The following is a 20,471-nucleotide window of genomic DNA, read 5'->3' as shown; positions in this document are numbered from 1 at the left end:
GTCCTGCGGTACCGGGGATCGTACCGGCCACGTCGAACGCCCTTTCCTCCGTTTCGGGGGAAAGGGCGTTCGACGAGCAAGGGGAACGTCAGCCGAGGGTCTCGGCCGCCGTCTCCGAGGAGTCCCGCAGGAACGTCGAGCAGCGCTCGTACTCGTCCTTCTCGCCGATGTCGCCGGCCGCGCGGGCCAGGGCGTGCAGCGCCCGCAGGAAACCGCGGTTCGGCTCGTGCTCCCACGGCACCGGACCGTGGCCCTTCCAGCCGTTGCGGCGCAGCGCGTCCAGGCCGCGGTGGTAGCCGGTACGGGCGTAGGCGTACGACTCGACGACCGAGCCGCGCTCGTAGGCGTCGTCGGCGAGCCGGGCCCAGGCGAGCGAGGAGGTCGGGTACTTCGCGGCGACGTCCGCCGGCGCCGTACCGTTCGCGAGCAGCTCGCGCGGACCCGGGTCGTCGGGCAGGTGGGTGGGGGCCGGTCCCCCCAGGAGGTTCTCGTGGATGGCCATGGGCCCAGTCTGCCTCAGGGCGTCGGCCCCGGGCGCTCCCGCTCCCCCGGGTCGGTCGGCCGCTCCCGCTTCCCCGGGTCCAGCGGCGGTGACGTCACCCCGCAGTGCACCCGGCACTCCGGATGGCAGTCGGCCCGCTCGGCCGGCGTGCGCATCGTCGTCCACGCGAGGACCGCACCGGCCACCAGGAGGCCCGCACACATCGGCATGGCCCGCCGGAAGGTCTCGCCGAACTCCGCCGCCGAGAGGTACGCCTCCGGCCCCATCCCGGCGAGCAGCGGCAGCGCGGCCACCGCGAGCAGCCCGGCCGCCCGGGCCGCCGCGTTGTTGATCCCGCTGGCGAGGCCCGCCCTGGCCACGTCCACCGAGGACAGGACGGTCGCGGTCAGCGGGGCGACCAGGACCGTCATGCCGAGCCCGAGGACGACCAGGGCCGGCAGCACGTCCTGCACGTACGAGGCGTCCTCCCCGACCCGCAGCATCAGCAGCATGCCCGCGGCGCACAGCAGCGGCCCCACCGTGAGCGGGATCCGGGGTCCGATCCGCTCCCCCAGCTCGCCGGACTTCGCCGAGAACAGCAGCATCAGCACGGTCGTCGGCAGCAGGGCCGTACCGGCGGCGAGCGCCGAGTACCCGGAGACCACCTGGAGCTGGAGCACCGCCAGGAAGAAGAACCCGCCGAAGGCCGCGTACACGCACAGCGTGACCAGGTTGACGGAGGTGAACAGCCGCGAGCGGAAGATCGACGGCGGCGTCATCGCCGCGTCGCCGCGCCGCCGCTCCACCAGCACGAACGCCACCCCGACCACGACCCCGACCGCCCCGGCCCACCAGGCCGCGCCGATCAGCGCGTACGTGACGAGCGCGAGCGCCGCCGCGCCGAGGAACGCGCCGAGCACGTCGAACCGGCCGTGCGCGGACTCGTCCCGCGACTCCGGCACGTGCCGGAGGGCCACCGGTACGCACAGGGCCGCGAGCGGCACGTTCAGCAGGAACACCCAGCGCCAGCCCGGCCCGTCCACCAGCCAGCCGCCGACGAACGGCCCGATCGCCGCCCCGACCCCGCCGAACCCGGACCACAGACCGACCGCCCTGGCCCGGTCGTCCTCATGGAAACTCGCCTGGATCAGCGCCAGCGAACCGGGCGTGAGCAGCGCCCCGCCCACCCCCTGGAAGGCACGGGCCGCGATCAGCACCCCCGCGTTCGGGGCCAGCCCGCACAGCAGCGACGCGACCGCGAACCACACCACGCCGATCACGAACACCCTGCGCCGGCCGTACCGGTCGCCGAGTGCCCCGCCGAGCAGGATCAGCCCGGCCAGGGTCAGCATGTAGGCGTTGACCGTCCACTGGAGCGCGCCGAGATCGGCGCCCAGGTCCGCGCCGATGTGCGGCAGCGCGACGTTCACGACGGTGGAGTCGAGCAGCGCCATCCCCGACCCGAGCACGGTCGTGAACAAGATCCAGCGGCCCTTTCCGGAACTCAGCCGGATGTCCATGCCTGCATGATCCCGCGAACGCCGAAGCCCCGCCCACCGGAATCCGAGGATCGGTGGACGGGGCTCGCGGTGGCCGGTGCGTCAGCGGGTGACGTTGAAGTACTTCCACCCGCCGTAGACCGTGGTGTTCACGTTGTCGCCGGACTCGGTGTCCACGTACGCCGTGCGGAGCCGGGCACGGACGCCCTCCGCGCCGTTGGCGTCGAGGTTGACGTACGCCATGCCGCCGCTGGTCAGCGAGACGTAGTCCGTGGCGCCGCTGCGCCAGGCACCCGCGTACCAGACCTGGAGCTCGACCTTGGCCTTGCGGCCCGGGTACGGGTTGTTCCACGCGGTGACCAGCACGTCCGTGGACTGGTGGTACGTCTGGTACCAGATCGTGCCGATCTTCGACCACTTGTAGTGCCGGGACAGCGAGGTCGTCAGGCCGGCCTTCGTGTACACCGTGGACCCGGCCTTGGCCCAGCCGGACCGGGTGTCACCGGCGAAGATCGCGGTCACCCAGGTGTCGCGGGTCATCTTGGTCGTCACCGACAGCTTGCCCGCCGAGTCGACCGTGCCCCGCTTGAGCAGCCGCCGCGGCTCCGCCCCGTACGGGTCGGCCCAGATCTCCACCACGCGGTTGCGGTACGTCCAGCCGAGGGAGGCCGTGTACGTCACGCTGGTGCCGTAGTTGACGGTGAGCCTGTTCCGGTCGAGCGTCAGCGCGGTCTTGAACGGGGTCACGTTGACGACCGCCGTGCCGCTCGCGCCGATGTGCGTGGCGTCGCCCGCGTACGTCACCCGGTACGTGACGTTGCCCGCCGCCAGCGGGGTGTCGGCGAACGCGAACGCGCCGTTCGCCCCGAGCGGCCTGGTCCCGAGCGACTTGCCCCTCGGGAACTCGGCGTCGTACCGCGTCACGGTCAGCGGCGTGCCGGCCGGCGGCACCAGGGTCCCCGTGACCGTGCCCGAGACGGTGATCGCCTTGAGGACCGCCACGGTGGACGGGACCTTCACGGTGACCGTGGGCACGGACTTGGTGGGCTCGTCCAGGACGTTCAGGCGGACGCCGTTGCCACTGCTGGCGGCGGTCACCGCGAACAGGCGGCTGCCGCCCGGCTCCCAGGCGAGGGAGCTGGGAGCGAGGCCGTCGCCGCTGCTGTAGGTCCCGGTGTTGGGGAAGTCGTACTGCCGCACGGCGGTCGTCTCGCCCGGCCGGTAGACGAACACGTCCGGGTCGTACGGGGCGTCGGAGCCCGCCGCGACGGTGCCGTCGGCGGCGACGGCCACGGCCGCGCCGTGGTACTCGCTGGCGTAGGCCCCCACCTGGGTGAGGTCGGAGACCTGCCAGACCCGGTGCCGGTTGCCCGCGGTGGCCGTGATCAGACGGCTGCCGTCCTGGGTGTAGGCGAGGTCGCTGACCATGCCGCCACTGCCCGTTTCGGACTCGGGCGAACGCGCGGTGCGGACCGCGGCACCCGTGCTCACGTCGTACGCGCCGATCCGGAACGAGTGGTAGTACGAGGACACGGCGGCGAGGGCGTTCGGGTCCGTGGGCGAGGCCACGAGCCGCGGGGCACCGGAGTAGTCGATCTCCGCGTCCTGGCCCAGGGCCACCACGGGCTGCTCGCCGGAGGTGTCGATCGAGCCGATGTCGCCGTCGTAGTCGGTGCCGTAGCCGAACCAGATCCTGCCGCCCGCGGCTGCCACGAACTTCGGATCGGTGCCCTCGCCGGTGGCGTACCGGGCCTTCTCCGTCACCGCCTCCGCGTCCAGGGCGACGACCGCGTCGGCACCGGGCACCGCGGCGTACAGACTGCCCGAGTCGGCGGAGAGCGCCAGCCCGGTGACCCCGGGCAGGTCGGAGACGGTGCCCAGGACCGTGCCCGCGTAGTCGGTCGCGACGACCTTCCCGAGGAAGGGGTCGCTGATGAAGATCTTCCGGTGGACGCCGTCCACCACCATGTCGCCCACGGACGACATCGGCAGGAGCTTGCTGCTGTCGGCGGCCGCCTGGCCCGCCGCGCCCGCGACCAGCGCCGCGGAACCGACAAGGACCGCGAACGAGGTCGCGGCCGAGAGAGTGCGCTTGCGCACGATGAAGAGACCCCCCAAGAACATGGTCTCCGGCCCCTCGATCATGGGGGCACGGTGCAGGGAAGACTAGACCACGTTCATGACAAGGCGCGCACGCGAAAAAGCCCGGCACCCTGAGGTGCCGGGCTTCAGCTTCGCGCTCACCGCGGTTTCGTGCCTACCGCGGCTTGGTGCTTACTTCAGCTTCGTGCCGGTCGAGCGCAGCGCCGCGCACGCCTCGGTCACGCGGACGGCCATGCCGGCCTCGGCGAGCTTGCCCCAGGTGCGCGGGTCGTAGGTGGACTTCGTGCCGACCTCGCCGTCGACCTTCAGGACACCGTCGTAGTTGCGGAACATGTGGTCCACGACCGGGCGGGTGAAGGCGTACTGGGTGTCGGTGTCGAGGTTCATCTTCACGACGCCGTTCTCGAGCGCCGTGGCGATCTCCTCGGCCGTCGAGCCCGAACCGCCGTGGAAGACGAAGTCGAACGGGGAGGCCTTGCCGAACTTCTCGGCGACGCCCGCCTGGAGGTCCTTGAGGAGCTCGGGACGGAGGACGACGTTGCCCGGCTTGTAGACGCCGTGCACGTTGCCGAAGGACGCGGCGAGCAGGTAGCGGCCCTTCTCGCCCAGGCCCAGGGCCTCGGCGGTGCGGATCGCGTCCTCGACCGTGGTGTACAGCTCGTCGTTGATCTCGTGGCTGACGCCGTCCTCCTCGCCACCGGTCGGGGTGATCTCGACCTCGAGGATGATCTTGGCGGCGACGGCCTTCGCGAGCAGCTCCTGGCCGATGGCCAGGTTGTCCGCGAGGGTCTCGGCGGAGCCGTCCCACATGTGCGACTGGAACAGCGGGTTCAGACCCTTGGCGACGCGCTCGGCGGAGATGTCGAGCAGCGGACGGACGTAGCCGTCCAGCTTGTCCTTCGGGCAGTGGTCGGTGTGCAGAGCGACCGTGATGTCGTACTTCGCGGCGACGATGTGCGCGAACTCGGCCAGGGCAACGGCGCCCGTGACCATGTCCTTGTTGTACTGACCGCCCAGGAACTCGGCTCCGCCGGTCGAGATCTGGATGATGCCGTCGCTCTCGGCCTCCGCGAAGCCGCGCAGCGCAGCGTGCAGGGTCTGGGACGAGGTCACGTTGATGGCCGGGTAGGCGAACTTGCCTGCCTTCGCCCGGTCGAGCATCTCGTTGTAGACCTCGGGGGTTGCGATGGGCATTCGTCCGCTCCTTGTGATGTGCGGGGTGTGTGCAGTGCTGTCCCTGACCTGGGGGCGACGTCATCGTCGACCCCATCCTTTCAGACTCTCGTCCGGGCTCCCACGGGCGCGGCACGACGAGGGGCGGAGTGTTTCACGTGAAACACTCCGCCCCTCGATAAAAGCGCAGGTCAGGGCCCCCATCGCATGGGTCCGGGACCTAAGTCACGACTTCGCGGCGGTTACGCCAGGTCGAGGTCCGCCAGCTGGTAGCCGGTGAGGTACGGCAGGCCCGCCCCGGCGATCGCCTCGGCGGCGCCGCGGTCCACGATCGTGGCCACGGCGACGACCTCGCCGCCGGCCTCGCGGACGGCCTCGACCGCGGTCAGCGGCGAACCGCCGGTGGTCGAGGTGTCCTCGACCACGAGGCAGCGACGGCCCTTGACGTCCGTGCCCTCGATACGGCGCTGCATGCCGTGCGCCTTCTGCGCCTTGCGCACGACGAAGGCGTCGAGGCGCTGCCCGCGCGCGGCGGAGGCGTGCAGCATCGAGGTCGCGACCGGGTCGGCGCCGAGCGTCAGGCCGCCGACGCAGTCGAAGTCCAGGTCGGCCGTGAGGTCGAGCATGACCTGACCGACCAGCGGCGCGGCCTCGCCGTCCAGCGTGATCCGGCGCAGGTCGATGTAGTAGTCGGCTTCCAGACCCGACGAGAGGGTCACCTTGCCGTGCACCACGGCCTTGTCCTTGATCTGCTGGAGCAGCTCAGCGCGTACGTCAGTCATGGTCAGCAGCTTAAGGGGCGTCTTTTACAGCCGCCGCCAGCTCCAGACACTCTCGACCTCCAGGGGGTCGATCGGGGTGACGAGACGCGGGAGGGTGTTGAGGCCGTTCGGCGGCCCCGACTGCGGCTCGACGCAGACGGCCTCGGCCGGCTCGTCGTAGATCACGACCCACTCGGCGCGGCTCGCTACCTTCACCTCCAGCTCCCCTGGCCAGGTCAGGGTCACGTCGACGCCGCCTGGCATGCCGAAGCAGTCGTCCCAGGGGCCCGGGAGGGGGTCGATGCGGCGGCCGGTGGGCAGGTGGTTCTCGCCGCGCTCCTCCTGCCAGGCGGGGGCGAAGCCGAGTTCCACGTCCTGGCCGCCCTGGCCGAGGTTGCGCAGGAACCAGGGGTGCCAGCCGGCCTGGGCGGGGAACGAGTCGGCGTAGGTCTCGACCCCGAAGCGCAGGGTGAGGGAGTCCTCGGCCAGCTCGAAGACCTGGGTGACCCGGCCCTTGTACGGCCACGGGTCACCGAGCTCGCAGGTGAACACGGCCTCGGTGGCGGAGGTCAGGGCGGTCTTCCAGGTCACGTCGCGGACGGTGCCGTGGATGGCGTGCGGGGCCGCGTTGACCGGCAGTTGATGCGTGGTGGCACCGTTGCGGAAGCGGCCGTCCTCGGTCCGCCCGCACCAGGGCACCATCGGGAAGCTGCCGTACCGCTCGCCCTGGCGCAGCACTTCGGTGCCGCCGATGCGCAGGCTCTCGATCCGGCAACCGTGCTCGGGGTTGATGGTCAACTCGGCGGCGCCCGCCGTCAGTCGCGTCTGCATCGTCACGCCCCGACCCTAGCCCCGATTGGACCGTTTCAACGACGGGCGCCGAGCGCGGCTTCAGCGCCTGCGGCGCAAGGCCCGGCCGACGACGACCGCCGAGGCGATGGCGAGGGCCGCGGCGGGGGCGATCCAGCGCAGGGTGGCGCCGGCGCTGCTCGCCTCGGGCGCCGGGACGGGGGCGTACCGGCCGCGCGGCGGGGCGTGGTCGACCTCCTCGGCGCTCCGGCCGATCATGGTCCGGCGGGCGTGGGCGGCTTCGGCGGCGGGCTGCGGCGCGGGGAACGCGATCGGCGTATCGCCGAAGTCCTCGTCCAGGAGCGGGTCGAGGGAGGACGGCGGGACCGGTGCGTCGAAGACGGCGCTCCGGCCGGGCTCCTCGACCCCGTCGTCGACGCCGTCGTCGTCGTCGACGTCGGACTCCCCGGCCGCCGACGGCCCTGCCTCTCCCGTCGAGTCCCCCGCTCCCGTCGGGCTTTCCGCTCCCGTCGGGCTTTCCGCTCCGGACGGACCGTCCGCTCCCGCGGGCTCCTGCGCGAGGGCGGCCAGCGCCTCCACGAACTTGTCGAGGAGCTTGGCGCCGGCCAGGGACCTGGCCCCGTCCGTCGCCTCGGCGAGCCGGCCCTCGGCCGTGAGGGCGCCGGTGAAGCTCAGGCTGGTGCCCTCGGCCACCGGAGTGAGGACGACGGTGAGCGACAGTTCGGCCGAGCCCTTGCCGCGGGCCTCGGTGCCCTGGCCCTCGTAGGTGATGGCACCGTCCCGCTCGACGACCTTCAGGGCGCCTCGGTACGTGATGGTGTTGCCGCCGACGCGGACCTTCAGCCGGCCCGTGAGGGGGCCCGCCGCCTCGTCGGCGTCGCGCTGGAGCCCGGGCACGCAGCGGACCACCCGGGCCGGGTCCGTGAGCGTCGCGCGCAGGGCCTCGGCCGGGACGGGAACGAACACCTCATGCTCCATGGAAGCCGAGCCTACTCAGGCGGGGGCGCGGCGTCGCCTGTTTGACGCGGGGGCGCGCGCCCCCGCCCGCCGCCCGGGGATCCGGCGCCCGCCCGTCGCCCGGTCCTCAGGCGCCGTACCGCGGGTGCACCAGAGTGGACGGGGGCAGTGCGGCGCCCCTGGCGCGTTCGGCGCGGCGGGCCGCGGCGGCCAGGGTGTCCGCGGCGAGCGAGCGGAGCCGGGGCGCGTCGGGGGCGAGTCCGAGGACGGGCGGCCGGTCGCCGGGCACCGCGAGGAGGAAGCCCCAGTCCCACGGGCCCCGGCCCTTGCCGCTGACGCGGTCCGCGCGGTCGGGTCCGGCGGCGAAGCCGGGGGTGCGGCCGCTCGCGCTGTACGGGCGGGTCGCGAAGCCCGCGGCGCGCAGGGTGGCGTCCACCGTCCAGTAGGTGCGGGGTCGGTCGGCGGCGGATCCGGCGTGCACGGCGAACCGTCCGGCGCCGGTGAGGACGCGGGCCACCAGGCCGTAGAACTCCTCCGAGTACAGCTTGGTGCTGGGGGTGATGCCGGGGTCGGGCAGATCGGAGATCACCACGTCGTACCGTTCCTGCACGCGGTCGGCGGCCTCCCTCAGCCAGCCGAACGCGTCCGCGTAGACCACCCGGACGCGCGGGTCCCGGAACGCCTGCGCGTTGAGCGTGGCGAGCGCCGGGTCCGTACGGGCGAGGCGGACGACGCCCGGGTCGATCTCGACGACGGTGACGGCGCGGACCCCCCGGTAGCGCAGGGCCTCGCGGGCGGCCAGGCCGTCCCCGCCGCCGACGATCAGCACGCGCGCGTGCGTGCCCTTCATCGCGGGGTGGACGAGCGCCTCGTGGTAGCGGTGCTCGTCCTGGCCGGCCACCCTGAGGCGGCCGTCGAGGAAGAGGTCCGGCGGTCCCTCCCGGCCGCCCGTCACGACGACCTCCTGGAGGTCGGTGTGGACGGCGACCCGCACCCGGTCCCCGTACACGGCCCGGCGCGCCGCCTGTTCGAAGTCGTCGACGAGGACGGTGGCGGTGGCGAGGACGGCGAGGACGGCGACGTTCACGGCCACGAGCAGGGCCCGGGAGCGGCGGGTCAGGTCGCGGCGGAACACCCAGAGGACGAGCCCGCCGCCCGCCACCGCGTTGACCGCTCCGGTGACGAGCGCGCCGGTGAGCTGGCCGAGCCAGGGCAGCAGCAGGAACGGGAAGGCGAGGCCGCCGACCAGCGCGCCGACGTAGTCGGCGGCGAAGAGGTCGGCGACCGTCCCCGCGGCGTCGTCCTGATCCCCGGCCGGGGCCTGCCGGCCGGCCCGCCCGGACCGGCCCGCCCGCTGTATCAGCGACATGAGGAGGGGGATCTCGGCGCCGATGAGCACGCCGATGGCGAGTGAGAACGCCACGAGCACGTACCGCGACTCGCCGAGCCAGGCGAAGGCCGCGTACAGCACCATCGCCGAGCAGCCGCCGATGAGCGCCAGCCCGGCCTCGACCAGGCCGAAGCCGACGGCGGCGCGGCAGCGCAGCCGCTTGGCGAGCAGCGAGCCGACGCCCATCGCGAAGACCATCACGGAGAGCACGACGGAGGCCTGGGTGACCGAGTCGCCGATCAAGTAGGAGGCGAGCGCGACCAGTTCCAGCTCGTAGACCAGGCCGCACGCGGCGCAGACGAACACCACTGCGAGGACCGGGAACCGCACCGCCTCCCGCGGCCGGACGGGCCGCCGCACGGGCGGCCGTCGCACCCTCTTGGGTGGCATGGTCACGGTCGGCTCGATCATGACCGTAACGCTACGTCACGACTGTCGGACGCTTTGTCACCCACACGAGTGCACCTGGGGCGCCGGGAGGATGTTTCAGAGCGTTGCGGGCATACGGGCGCCGATGCGGGTCCTGGTCACCACCAACTGCCCCTCCTGCGGGTAGGCGTGCCAGGTGCGCCACCGCACCTGGCCTTCGTGACGGTGCGCCAGCATCGCCGTGAAGGCGTGCGGCGAGCCGGGGAAGGTGCCCGCGAGGCCGTTGGGGTGGTCGGCGACGAGGGCGAGCAGCTCCTGCGCGCGCCCGGCGAAGGCGCCCTCCGGGAGCGTCTCGACGCGGGCGGCGAATTCGTACTCCCATTCGCCGACGCGCTTGGAGACGCCGAGCGGGAGCGGGGTGCTGCTGCCCGGCATGCAGGCCACGGTCTCCGAGCAGCTGCCGCCGTCCTCTTCGAGGAGGACCTGATGGGAGGCGCCGAGCAGTCTCAACTGCAGTTTGGCGCCGGAGAGTTCGAGATCGAGCACCGCGAGGGCGGGCAGCGGCTCGCGCCCGAGTGCCCAGGCCAGGTCGGCCGCACGGGTGTCGGTGTAGGTGGTTTTCAGGGTGGTGAGCATGGGTCGGCTCCGCAAACACGGTTTGACGGGTGGGCCGGGGGCGCCCCGGAGAGGGTCCAACGGGAGTGGGGATCGCCGGCTCGGTTCCACACACGGTCCGAGGGCTGTCTCTGTCAGGAGCGAGAGAACCACGGACGCCGGGCGACTCGCAGCGTTTTTACCCAACTTGCTGTGTTTTCCAACCCCTTCGGGGCCCCCACAGTTCAATTGTTCAATCAGAATCGATCGAGATGTCGGCACGGAATGCCAACGTCACGTGCCTCCGGAGCCGACGCGCGCTCAGCTGCCGCCGCCGCAGCCGCCCCCGCAGCCGCCCCCTCCGCCGCAGCTCGAACCGCAGCCCGCGCCCCCGGAGCCGCCCCCGCCGGCCCAGCCGCCGCGCTTGCGGCCCCCGCGCCGCCGGCCGCCGCGCGCCCGGTCCCTGACGGTGGAGATCAGGCCGATGACGACCACGGCCACCAGGATGACGATGAAGATTTCCATCTGTACTACCCCCGTTCTTCTGTGCGAGGGGGATGCCCTCTACGGCCCCCCGTCAAAGCGGACTTGAGCGAATCGAGAGCTTCAGCTGCACGACGACGAGCTGGAGCACGAGGACGACGAGCAGGACGAGCTCGAACACGAGGAGGAGGAACAGGAGGACGACGAGGACGAGGAGCAGGAGGAAGTGGAGGAGGACGACGAGGACGAGGTGGAGGAGGAGCCCGCACCCGCCCACCAGCTGTCACCGCCGCCGCTCGCGCGGTTCGTACCGCTCATCCCTCGCGCGACGAGCCACACCCCGAAGCCGATCACGACCGCGATCCCGAGGATGAAGAATGCGATGTCCATGCCAGGGCGATCCCCTCGCCGCGACCCTGTCAAAGCACACTTGAGCAAGTCCAGAGCTTCCCCCCAGGATGGCCCTCATGACACGACCGCTGCTCAATCGCCGCCTCGCCGAGTTCGGGACGACGATCTTCGCCGAGATGTCCGCGCTCGCCGCCAGGACCGGGTCGATCAACCTCGGTCAGGGCTTCCCCGACACCGACGGCCCGGAGGGGATCCGGGAGGCCGCCGTCCGCGCGCTGCGGGACGGCCGCGGCAACCAGTACCCGCCCGGCCCCGGCGTCCCCGAGCTGCGCACGGCCGTCGCCGACCACCAGCGGGAGCGGTACGGCCTCGTGTACGACCCCGACGCGGAGGTGCTGGTCACCGCGGGCGCCACCGAGGCGATCGCGGCGGCCCTGCTCGCGCTCGTCGAGCCGGGCGACGAGGTGATCGCCCTGGAGCCGTACTACGACTCGTACGCGGCCTGTGTGGCGATGGCCGGCGGCACCCGCGTCCCGGTCACCCTCCGCCCCCACGAGGGCAGCTACGTCCTCGACCTGGACGAGCTGCGGGCCGCCGTCACCGACCGGACCCGGCTGATCCTGCTCAACACCCCGCACAACCCCACCGGCACCGTCCTCACCCGCGCCGAGCTGACCGCGATCGCCGAGCTGGCGGTCGAGCGGGACCTGCTCGTGGTCACCGACGAGGTGTACGAGCACCTGGTCTTCGACGGCACCGAGCACGTGCCGATCGCGACCCTCCCCGGCATGCGGGAGCGCACGGTCACCATCGGTTCGAGCGGCAAGACGTTCTCGTTCACGGGCTGGAAGGTCGGCTGGATCACCGCCTCCCCCGAGCTGACCTCCGCCGTCCGCTCGGCCAAGCAGTTCCTCACGTACGTCTCCGCCGGCCCGTTCCAGTACGCGATCGCCGAGGCGCTCCGCCTCCCGGCCGCCTACTTCGGCTCCCTGCGCGCCGACCTCCAGGCCAAGCGGGACCTGCTGAGCGAGGGCCTCGCGCAGGCCGGCTTCGAGGTCTACCGCCCCGCCGGCACCTACTTCGTCACCACCGACATCCGCCCGCTCGGCGCGACCGACGGCTTCGACTTCTGCCGCTCCCTGCCCGAGCGGGCCGGCGTCGTCGCCATCCCCAACGCCGTCTTCTACGACCACCGCGAGGCCGGCGCCCCCTTCGTCCGCTTCGCCTTCTGCAAGAAGGCCGAGGTCCTGGAGGAGGCGGTCTCCCGCCTCAAGCGGCTCGGCTGAGGCGGCCCGGACGCACGGGAGCCCGGCCCCCTGAAGGGGCCGGGCTCCCGTCGCCGTGTGGCGGGGAGGCTTACGCCTCCTCGTCGCCCGGCGTCTTGTCCTCGGGGGCCTCCAGGCCGAACTGCTCGACGATCCACTTGTCGAACTCGATGGAGGCGCGGACCCAGCTGACCGTGGAGGACACGAAGTGCTCCAGGGCGACGCCGGTGCCGATCAGCATCTGGGCCTCGCCGATGAGGCGGAGGGTGGCGGAGCCGTCCTCCTCCTCGTGCAGGTGGGTGTACACCTTGGGCCACAGGGTGCGGCGGTTCCAGTCGTCGATCGCGTCGAGGACCTTCGCGCGGTCGTCGGCGGAGTGCGGGCGGTCGTAGAACGTCCGCACCGAGAAGACCTGCTGCTCCTCCTCGCCGCGGAACATGAAGTACGTGCGGAATTCCTCCCACGGCGCCGCGAGGTCACCCTCGTCGTCGACGACGTACTTCAGCTCCATCTGCTCGAGGAGCTGCTTGACGAGGTCCTGGTCGGGGACGACGGGGCCCGCCGGTCCTGCGGCCTGAGGCTGGGGCTGGCCCCCGAAATTCGGAATCGAGGACGGGTCGATGCTCACCGTGTATTTCCCTTCGTACGGATGCTCGCCATCCTCCCCCATGCCGGGCGGTACGTGGCAAGCCCCGCTGGTCCGTAAGCGGCGAGATCCGCTGCCAGCTGACATGATCTCGTCCCCATGGGGGACGCGAAGAGGAAATCCCGGTGGTGGATCTGGCTCGCCGTGGGGCTCACGGCGGTCTGCGGGCTGCCGGTCGCGCTGATGGCCTGGGCGGCGTACTCGTTCAGCGAGGCGGGAAGGCCGCAGACGGTGGACTGCGCCGACGCGATGGAGTTCGCGCGCGGACGCCTCCCCGCGGACGCCGAGGACGCCCGGTGCACCGGGATGCACTGGCAGGACTCGTACGTCACCGTCGATTTCCGCATGCCGCGCACCGGTGTGGCCGACTGGCTGGATGCCACCTATCCGGGCGCCGTTCCGGACACCCCCTGCGACGAGGACCTGTGCCGTGAGACCGACTACGGCCAGTCCCTCTACGTCCGCGTGAAGGTGGTGTACGAGGACGGCGGCACCGCCCTCGTACACCTGACGTCCTTCGACGTGTAGGCCCGCCGGGCCCCGCTACCGCGCCGGGCCGACGATCAGACCGTCCTCGAAGCGGTCCACCCGGACCGTGTCGCCGTCGACGACCTCGCCGGCGAGGATCTCCTTGGCGAGCCGGTCGCCGATCGCCGTCTGGATGAGGCGGCGCAGCGGCCGGGCGCCGTACGCGGGGTCGTTGCCCTCCTCGGCGAGCCACTCCAGGGCCGCCGGGGTGACGTCCAGGGTGAGCCTGCGCTCGGCGAGCCGCTTCGCGAGCCGGTCGATCTGGAGCTGCGCGATCCGCCCCAGCTCGGCCCGGTCGAGGGCGGAGAAGACGACCAGGTCGTCGAGCCGGTTGAGGAACTCGGGCTTGAAGCTGGCCCGGACGACGTCCAGGACCTGCTGCTTCTTGACGTCCTCCCCGGTCAGCGGGTCGACGAGGAACTGGCTGCCCAGGTTCGACGTGAGGATCAGGATGGTGTTGCGGAAGTCCACCGTCCGGCCCTGCCCGTCGGTCAGGCGTCCGTCGTCCAGGACCTGGAGCAGGACGTCGAAGACCTCCGGGTGCGCCTTCTCCACCTCGTCGAGCAGCACCACGCTGTACGGGCGGCGGCGGACCGCCTCCGTGAGCTGGCCGCCCTCCTCGTACCCGACGTAGCCGGGGGGCGCGCCGACCAGCCGGGCGACGGAGTGCTTCTCGCCGTACTCCGACATGTCGATGCGGATCATGGCCCGCTCGTCGTCGAAGAGGAAGTCGGCGAGCGCCTTCGCCAGCTCGGTCTTGCCGACGCCGGTCGGGCCGAGGAAGAGGAAGGAGCCGGTGGGCCGGTCGGGGTCGGCGATGCCGGCCCGGGTGCGGCGCACGGCGTCGGAGACGGCCTGTACGGCCTCCGACTGGCCGATCAGCCGCTTGCCGAGCTCGTCCTCCATGCGCAGCAGCTTCTGCGTCTCGCCCTCCAGGAGGCGACCGGCGGGGATGCCGGTCCAGGCGCCGACGACGTCCGCGATGTCGTCCGGGCCCACCTCCTCCTTGACCATGGTGTCCTTCGACGCCTCCTGCTGGGCCTCGGCCTCGCTCGCCGCCTCCAGTTCCCGCTCCAGGGCCGGGATCTCCCCGTAGAGCAGCTTGGACGCGGTGTCGAAGTCGCCGTCGCGCTGGGCGCGCTCGGCTCGGCCGCGGGCCTCGTCGAGGCGCTCCTTCAGCTCACCGACCCGGTTGAGGGACTGCTTCTCCTTCTCCCAGCGGGCGGTCAGGCCGCGCAGCTCCTCCTCGCGGTCGGCGAGGTCGCGGCGCAGCTTCTCCAGGCGCTGCTTGCTCGCCGCGTCCGTCTCGTTCTTCAGGGCCAGCTCCTCCATGCGGAGCCGGTCCACGGAGCGCTGGAGCTCGTCGATCTCGACGGGCGAGGAGTCGATCTCCATGCGGAGCCGGGAGGCGGCCTCGTCGACGAGGTCGATGGCCTTGTCGGGGAGGAAGCGGGAGGTGATGTACCGGTCGGAGAGGGTCGCGGCGGCCACCAGCGCGGAGTCGTTGATCTGCACCTTGTGGTGCGCCTCGTACCGGCCCTTCAGGCCGCGCAGGATGGCGACGGTGTCCTCGACGGTCGGCTCGGCGACCAGGACCTGCTGGAAGCGGCGCTCCAGGGCGGGGTCCTTCTCGATCCGCTCGCGGTACTCGTCGAGGGTGGTCGCGCCGACCATGCGGAGCTCGCCGCGGGCCAGCATCGGCTTCAGCATGTTGCCGGCGTCCATGGCGGAGTCGCCGCCGGCGCCCGTGCCGACGACCGTGTGGAGCTCGTCGATGAAGGTGATGATCTGGCCGTCGCTCTCCTTGATCTCGGAGAGGACGGTCTTCAGGCGCTCCTCGAACTCGCCGCGGTACTTGGCGCCCGCGACCATCGCGCCGAGGTCGAGCGAGACCAGCCGCTTGTTCTTCAGCGACTCGGGCACGTCGCCCTTCACGATCCGCTGGGCGAGGCCCTCGACGACGGCGGTCTTGCCGACGCCGGGCTCGCCGATGAGGACCGGGTTGTTCTTGGTGCGGCGGGACAGCACCTGGACGACGCGCCGGATCTCGTGGTCCCGGCCGATGACCGGGTCGAGCTTGCCTTCGCGTGCGGCGGCCGTGAAGTCCGTGCCGAACTTCTCCAGCGCCTTGTACTGACCCTCCGGGTCCGGTGTGGTCACCCGGCGTCCTCCCCTGCTCTTCTCGAACGCGTCGAGCAGCTTCGATGCGCTCGCGCCCTGCCGGTCGAGGATCTCACCGGCCTGCCCGCCCTTGGCCGCGATGCCGATGAGCAGGTGCTCGGTGGAGAGGTAGTCGTCGCCGAGCTCCTTGGCGCGCTTGTCGGCGTCGGCGATGACGGCGAGGAAGTCGCGGTTGGGCTGCGGGGGCGCGACCGTGGACCCCGTGACGCTCGGCAGGGCGGCCAGCAGCCGCTCCGCGCCCGACCGGACGACGGCCTGGTCGGCCTCGACGGCGGCGAGCAGGTCGGTGATGTTCTCGTTGTCCTGACCGGTGAGCAGCGCCAGCAGCAGATGGGCGGGGGTCAGGTCGGCGTGCCCCTCGGACACGGCGCGGCTGCTCGCCGCGTTGATCGCGTCCCGGCTCCGGTTGGTCAGTTCGGCGTCCACGTGCGGTGTTCCTCCTGGGTTCTCGTGGGTCCTCTCCTTCTATGACTTCTCCAGGGTACACAAAGTTGAGTCGATCCCGCTCAAGGTGTCGGAGGGAGTCACGCCCCGGGTAGTTTCCGGGCATGGCAACGGACCCGAGGAACCCCTCCGACTCGTACGCGGGCTTCTGGCGCGAGTACCACATGAGCACCCTGACCACCCCGCGCCCGGACGGCACCCCGCACGTCGTGGCGGTCGGCGTCACGTACGACCCCGAGAACGGGTACGCGCGCGTGATCACCAACAAGAACAGCCGGAAGGTCGCCAACGTCCTGGCGGCGGGCGCGGACGGCGCGCGGGTCGCGGTCTGCCAGGTCGACAAGGGGCGCTGGGCCACCCTGGAGGGCGTCGCCCACATCCGCACGGAGGCCGAGGTCGTCGCGGACGCCGTCGCCCGCTACGCCGAGCGCTACGGCCGCACGCCGGCCCCGAACCCCGACCGGGTCGTCATCGAGATCGCCCTCACCCGGGCGATGGGCCGCGCCTGAGAAGTGCGCGCGCGCAGCACAGCGGCGCCATCGCGTTTCAGGTCCGCGATGGCGCCGCTGTGTGGGGGAAGTGCCGGAGCGATCTACAACGACGGGGGAATCGCTCAGGCACTGCGGGGGGTGGCGGTGATGGTCTCTGGCTCGATCAGCTGGTGGTCCCGCTGGTCGAGATTGACGAAGATCATGCCGTACCGGATGGCACAGCGGATCGGCTGCGGTGCGCCCCGGGGGCGCCGGAGACAGCGGTAAGCGCGGACGTCCTCGTCCTGCTCACGCGCGACGACGATCGGCTCCCCGAAGAGAGTGACCTTCAGCGAGTCGCCACGGTGGGGGATGGCCGTGGCGAGATCGACGAAGTGCCATCCGGAGCGGTAGGCCGAGGCCATCTCACGCCGGAACCTGGGGTCGTCGGGCGGGACACTCACGCGCCCGCACCCTTGGGAAGGATCTCCCAAGACGGCTCGCCGGGCGACGCGAGCACATCGTGCGCCGGAGTGCTCTCCCACGAGGGCTCGCCCGGCTCCGCCACTACGGAGTGCGCCGGGGTGGTCTCCCATGAGGGCTCGCCGTCGAGTGCGAGCACACCGAGAACAGCCGCCGCAACGGCTATGGCGCTAAGTGCACGAACCATCCTGGTCATGGCCGATCTCCACCTCTTTTGATCACTACCTCCCCCCCGCGAGTTAGACGATGACTTACTCATGACCCGTCCACCAGCCAACCCGGGCATCATGTTCCTGTAATTCATGACCCTGAGGGGGGTGCGAATGAGTCTGGAATGTGACAGAACGGGCCATAACCACAGTCACGGTGAACTATGCGACGTGGGCAAGGAGCTGTACGCGAACGCCCTCCGCACGGGTCGAATCGCCCGCTCCGAGGCCGCCGCCGCCCCGTGCCTGAAGGAGCTCTCGCTCCTTCACCCCGACCCCGACGACAGCCAGTGGCTGCACCCTGTGTCGCCCTCGATCGCCCTCAACCAGCTCATCCACCCCATCGAACAGGAGATACAGGCGCGTCGGCAGCACGCCATCGCGCTCGCCGACGCGTTCGAGCCATTCCTCGCGATCCACACCCCCGACCCCTCGGCCGCACAGGCGATCACCGTCCTCGAAGGCCTCAGCGTCATCAACGCGACGCTGGACCGCGTCATCAACGAGTGCACCGAGGAACTCCTCACCATCCAGCCCGGCAGCGGACGGCGCCCCGAGACCCTCGAAGCGGCCCTGCGGCGGATGGAACCCCTCCTCAACCGCGGCGTCCGGATGCGCACGCTCTACCAGCACACCGCCCGGCACCACCCCGCCACCCTCGCCTACGTCGAGCGGGTCGCCCCCTACGGCCTCGAACTGCGCACCCTCGAAGAGATCATCGACCGGCTGATCATCGTCGACCGCAAGGTCGCCTTCGTGCCCGCGCGCAGCGACCGCCAGGTCGCCCTCGAACTCCGCCACGAAGGCCTCGTCCAGTACCTCGTCGGCGTCTTCGACCAGTTCTGGCTCCACGGCGTGCCCTGGGAGGAGGAGATCCCCTACAGCCCGTCCGTGGACGGCATAGGGGGCGTCCAGCGCTCCATCGCCAAGCTCCTCGTGGAAGGCCACGTCGACGAGGCCATCGCGCGCCGCCTCGGGATGAACGTGCGCACCTGCCGCGCCCACATAGCCAAACTCGCCGCCACGCTCGGCAGCGGGAGCCGGGCCCAGCTCGGCTACCTGATCGCACAGTCCGGCATCCTCGAACGGGACAACTGACCGCCGTGTACGTACAGATCGACCTGGACGGCCCCGCCGGCACGCTCCGGGTCTCCGGCCACGGGCTGCCCGCCGTGGAGCTCGTACGGGCCCCCGGAAGCCGCCCCGACACCCACACCCCGATCGGGACCCGCCGGGCGGAGCTCCTCGCGCTCACCGTCGACGGGGAGCCGGCCGTCATCCGCCCGGCCCGCGGCCGGCTGCTGCGGCGCTCGTACCGCGTCGACGTCCGCACCGACGGGGTCCGCTACCGCCTGGTGCCGAGCGGGCACGACCACAGCCGCTTCACCCGGGACGGCCACCGCGTCGGCGAGCTGCTGTGCTCGGGCGACGGCCGCGTCATCGACACCTGGGAACCCGGCGCGACGCCCCGCGACATCGCCGTCGGCACCGCCCTCGCGGCCGCCTTCGGCACCGGCGCGTCCCCCTGGTACGAGACGGTCGGCGAGATCGTCTCCGAGCTGATCCCCTGAACCGGGACGCACCGAAGCCCTGTCCACAGCTGTGGACAGGGCTTCGGGGACGAACGAAGGGCTACTCGCCGCGCTTGGGGCGCCACACCACCAGGGCGCTCGCCTGCTGCACGTCCTGGTAGGGCACCAGGTCACGCCGGTACGAGGCGTGGACCTGGGCCTCGCGCTGGCGCATCGCCGCCGCCGCGCCGTCGACCGCCGCCGACAGCTCCGCGATCCGGCTCTGCAGCGCCGCGACCTGGTTCTCCAGTTCGATGATGCGCTTGATCCCGGCCAGGTTGATGCCCTCGTCCTGCGACAGCTGCTGCACCTGGCGGAGCAGCTCGATGTCACGGGCCGAGTAGCGCCGCCCCCGGCCGGCCGTACGGTCCGGGGAGACCAGGCCGAGCCGGTCGTACTGCCGCAGGGTCTGCGGGTGCAGACCGGAGAGCTGGGCCGCCACCGAGATGACGTACACCGGCGACTCGTCGGTCAGTTCGTACGGATTGCGTCGGCGTCCGTCCATCGGGTCACGCTCCCTTCGCGGCCTGGAACAGCTCCGCCCGGGGGTCCTCGGAGGCGGTCGCCTCGCGGTAGGTCACCAGGGCCTCGCGTGCCTTGTCGTCCAGTTCCTTGGGCACCGCGACCTCGACCGTGACGAGGAGGTCGCCGCGGGTGCCGTCCTTGCGGACCGCGCCCTTGCCCCGGGCGCGCATGGTCAGACCGTTCGCCGAGCCCGCGGGCAGCTTGAGCGTGACCGCGGGGCCGCCGAGGGTCGGGACCTTGATCTCGCCGCCGAGTGCCGCCTCCGCGAAGGAGACCGGCACCGTGACGGTGAGGTTGGCGTCCTTGCGGCCGAAGACCGGGTGGGCGTCGACGTGCACGACGACGTACAGGTCGCCGTGCTGCCCGCCGCGCTCGCCCGGCGCTCCCTTGCCGCGCAGCCTGATCTTCTGCCCGTCGGAGACTCCCGCCGGGATGCGGACCTGCATGGTGCGGGACGACTTGGCGCGCCCGCTGCCCTTGCAGACCTCGCAGGGGTTCTCGGCGATGAGGCCGCGGCCCTTGCAGTCGACGCAGGGGTCGGTGAGCGAGAAGCCGCCGCCGCTGCCGCGCGAGACCTGACCGGTGCCGACGCAGGTCGGGCACACCCGGGGCGTGCCGTTCTTGTCGCCGGTGCCGGAACAGGCCGTGCACGGCTGCTGGCTGGACATCCGCAGCGGTACGGTCGCGCCCTCGATGGCCTCGGTGAAGCTGAGCGTCACCTCGGACTCGATGTCCTGACCGCGCCGCGGCTGGGTGCGTGTGCCCCCGCCGGCCCCGCGGTTGAACAGGCCGCCGAAGACGTCCCCGATGCCGCCCCCGCCGCCGAAGCCGCCGCCCGCCCCGCCCTGGGCGCCTCCGAAGAGGTCGCCCAGGTCGAAGTTGAACGAGCCGCCGCCGGGGCCGCCGGCCCGGAAGCCGCCGTTCCCGAACAGCGCGCGGGCGTCGTCGTACTCCTTGCGCTTCTTGGGGTCACCGAGGATGTCGTTGGCCTCGGAGATCTCCTTGAAGCGCTCCTCGGCCTTGGTGTCGCCCTTGTTGGCGTCCGGATGGTTCTCGCGGGCGAGCTTCCGGTACGCCTTCTTGATCTCGGCCTCTGTGGCGTCCTTGGGGACGCCGAGAACCTTGTAGTAGTCCTTCTCGACGAAGTCCTTCGTGCTCATCGACGTCCCTCCTCCCGC

22 protein-coding genes are annotated in these 20,471 nt (G+C 71.7%); 5 read left to right on the top strand and 17 right to left on the bottom strand.

Annotated elements, in window-relative coordinates; all coding sequences use genetic code 11:
• Positions 1–88: 88 nt before the first annotated feature.
• The 11 genes from OO54_RS09275 to OO54_RS46350 form a co-directional block, all read right to left on the bottom strand.
• Positions 89–502: a DUF3151 domain-containing protein gene (locus tag OO54_RS09275; protein WP_017240197.1), complete on the bottom strand. Its 414-nt coding sequence runs from the start codon at positions 500–502 to the stop codon at positions 89–91.
• A 14-nt stretch (positions 503–516) separates the two neighbouring features.
• A complete protein-coding gene (locus OO54_RS09270) occupies positions 517–2,001 on the bottom strand; it encodes an MFS transporter (RefSeq protein ID WP_033202358.1) in 1,485 nt (494 codons plus the stop codon).
• Positions 2,002–2,082: 81 nt separating this feature from the next.
• Positions 2,083–4,125, bottom strand: a complete 2,043-nt coding sequence (locus OO54_RS09265) for an Ig-like domain-containing protein (RefSeq protein WP_234439210.1) — start codon at positions 4,123–4,125, stop codon at positions 2,083–2,085.
• 129 nt (positions 4,126–4,254) lie between these two features.
• The gene (gene fbaA / locus OO54_RS09260; RefSeq protein WP_033202357.1) at positions 4,255–5,277 is read right to left on the bottom strand and encodes a class II fructose-bisphosphate aldolase; all 1,023 of its coding nucleotides are present in this window, start codon (positions 5,275–5,277) and stop codon (positions 4,255–4,257) included.
• A 221-nt stretch (positions 5,278–5,498) separates the two neighbouring features.
• A complete protein-coding gene (gene pyrE / locus OO54_RS09255; protein WP_033202356.1) occupies positions 5,499–6,038 on the bottom strand; it encodes an orotate phosphoribosyltransferase in 540 nt (179 codons plus the stop codon).
• Between the two features lie 24 nt (positions 6,039–6,062).
• Positions 6,063–6,848: an aldose epimerase family protein gene (locus tag OO54_RS09250; protein WP_033202423.1), complete on the bottom strand. Its 786-nt coding sequence runs from the start codon at positions 6,846–6,848 to the stop codon at positions 6,063–6,065.
• A gap of 60 nt (positions 6,849–6,908) precedes the next feature.
• Entirely contained in the window at positions 6,909–7,805 is an 897-nt protein-coding gene (locus OO54_RS09245; RefSeq protein ID WP_033202355.1) for an SRPBCC family protein, read from the bottom strand.
• Positions 7,806–7,911: 106 nt separating this feature from the next.
• A complete protein-coding gene (locus OO54_RS09240) occupies positions 7,912–9,585 on the bottom strand; it encodes a polyamine aminopropyltransferase (protein WP_033202354.1) in 1,674 nt (557 codons plus the stop codon).
• Positions 9,586–9,660: 75 nt separating this feature from the next.
• Positions 9,661–10,179: a DUF2617 family protein gene (locus tag OO54_RS09235; protein WP_033202353.1), complete on the bottom strand. Its 519-nt coding sequence runs from the start codon at positions 10,177–10,179 to the stop codon at positions 9,661–9,663.
• Positions 10,180–10,458: 279 nt separating this feature from the next.
• On the bottom strand, positions 10,459–10,662 hold the full coding sequence (locus tag OO54_RS45765) for a hypothetical protein (RefSeq protein WP_033202352.1): 204 nt from the start codon (positions 10,660–10,662) through the stop codon (positions 10,459–10,461).
• A 52-nt stretch (positions 10,663–10,714) separates the two neighbouring features.
• Entirely contained in the window at positions 10,715–10,897 is a 183-nt protein-coding gene (locus OO54_RS46350; protein ID WP_051786805.1) for a hypothetical protein, read from the bottom strand.
• Positions 10,898–11,078: 181 nt separating this feature from the next.
• On the opposite strand from OO54_RS46350, the gene OO54_RS09220 reads away from it, so the two are divergent.
• Positions 11,079–12,257: a pyridoxal phosphate-dependent aminotransferase gene (locus OO54_RS09220; protein ID WP_033202351.1), complete on the top strand. Its 1,179-nt coding sequence runs from the start codon at positions 11,079–11,081 to the stop codon at positions 12,255–12,257.
• A gap of 70 nt (positions 12,258–12,327) precedes the next feature.
• On the opposite strand, the gene OO54_RS09215 is transcribed toward OO54_RS09220, so the two are convergent.
• Positions 12,328–12,864 carry a type III secretion system chaperone family protein gene (locus tag OO54_RS09215; protein WP_026058375.1) on the bottom strand — a complete coding sequence of 179 codons (537 nt, stop codon included), beginning with the start codon at positions 12,862–12,864 and terminating at the stop codon, positions 12,328–12,330.
• A gap of 117 nt (positions 12,865–12,981) precedes the next feature.
• Here OO54_RS09215 and OO54_RS42310 point away from each other — a divergent pair, with 117 nt between their 5' ends.
• Positions 12,982–13,410 carry a hypothetical protein gene (locus OO54_RS42310; RefSeq protein ID WP_051786804.1) on the top strand — a complete coding sequence of 143 codons (429 nt, stop codon included), beginning with the start codon at positions 12,982–12,984 and terminating at the stop codon, positions 13,408–13,410.
• Between the two features lie 15 nt (positions 13,411–13,425).
• On the opposite strand, the gene clpB is transcribed toward OO54_RS42310, so the two are convergent.
• A complete protein-coding gene (clpB, locus tag OO54_RS09205) occupies positions 13,426–16,017 on the bottom strand; it encodes an ATP-dependent chaperone ClpB (protein WP_033202350.1) in 2,592 nt (863 codons plus the stop codon).
• A gap of 122 nt (positions 16,018–16,139) precedes the next feature.
• Between clpB and OO54_RS09200 the strand changes: the two genes are divergently transcribed.
• Positions 16,140–16,544, top strand: a complete 405-nt coding sequence (locus OO54_RS09200) for a pyridoxamine 5'-phosphate oxidase family protein (protein ID WP_017240212.1) — start codon at positions 16,140–16,142, stop codon at positions 16,542–16,544.
• A gap of 104 nt (positions 16,545–16,648) precedes the next feature.
• Here the strand turns inward: OO54_RS09200 and OO54_RS09195 are convergent, their stop codons facing one another.
• Positions 16,649–16,969 (bottom strand): Rieske (2Fe-2S) protein, encoded by a 321-nt coding sequence (locus OO54_RS09195; protein WP_026058376.1) that lies wholly within the window; start codon positions 16,967–16,969, stop codon positions 16,649–16,651.
• A complete protein-coding gene (locus OO54_RS46750; protein WP_017240214.1) occupies positions 16,966–17,184 on the bottom strand; it encodes a hypothetical protein in 219 nt (72 codons plus the stop codon). Before OO54_RS46750 ends, OO54_RS09195 begins: the two co-directional genes overlap by 4 nt.
• A gap of 106 nt (positions 17,185–17,290) precedes the next feature.
• Here OO54_RS46750 and OO54_RS09185 point away from each other — a divergent pair, with 106 nt between their 5' ends.
• Together OO54_RS09185 and OO54_RS09180 are read left to right on the top strand one after the other, a co-directional pair.
• Positions 17,291–18,295: a helix-turn-helix transcriptional regulator gene (locus OO54_RS09185; RefSeq protein WP_200146574.1), complete on the top strand. Its 1,005-nt coding sequence runs from the start codon at positions 17,291–17,293 to the stop codon at positions 18,293–18,295.
• A 5-nt stretch (positions 18,296–18,300) separates the two neighbouring features.
• Positions 18,301–18,768 (top strand): hypothetical protein, encoded by a 468-nt coding sequence (locus OO54_RS09180; protein ID WP_033202349.1) that lies wholly within the window; start codon positions 18,301–18,303, stop codon positions 18,766–18,768.
• Between the two features lie 61 nt (positions 18,769–18,829).
• On the opposite strand, the gene OO54_RS09175 is transcribed toward OO54_RS09180, so the two are convergent.
• Positions 18,830–19,273 carry a heat shock protein transcriptional repressor HspR gene (locus tag OO54_RS09175; protein ID WP_015034631.1) on the bottom strand — a complete coding sequence of 148 codons (444 nt, stop codon included), beginning with the start codon at positions 19,271–19,273 and terminating at the stop codon, positions 18,830–18,832.
• Between the two features lie 4 nt (positions 19,274–19,277).
• Entirely contained in the window at positions 19,278–20,453 is a 1,176-nt protein-coding gene (gene dnaJ / locus OO54_RS09170; protein WP_033202348.1) for a molecular chaperone DnaJ, read from the bottom strand.
• Positions 20,454–20,471: the final 18 nt, after the last annotated feature.

The sequence above is a fragment of the Streptomyces wedmorensis genome (genome assembly GCF_000716445.1).
Lineage (GTDB): Bacteria > Actinomycetota > Actinomycetes > Streptomycetales > Streptomycetaceae > Streptomyces > Streptomyces wedmorensis.
This window is presented reverse-complemented; position numbering and strand designations above follow the sequence as displayed.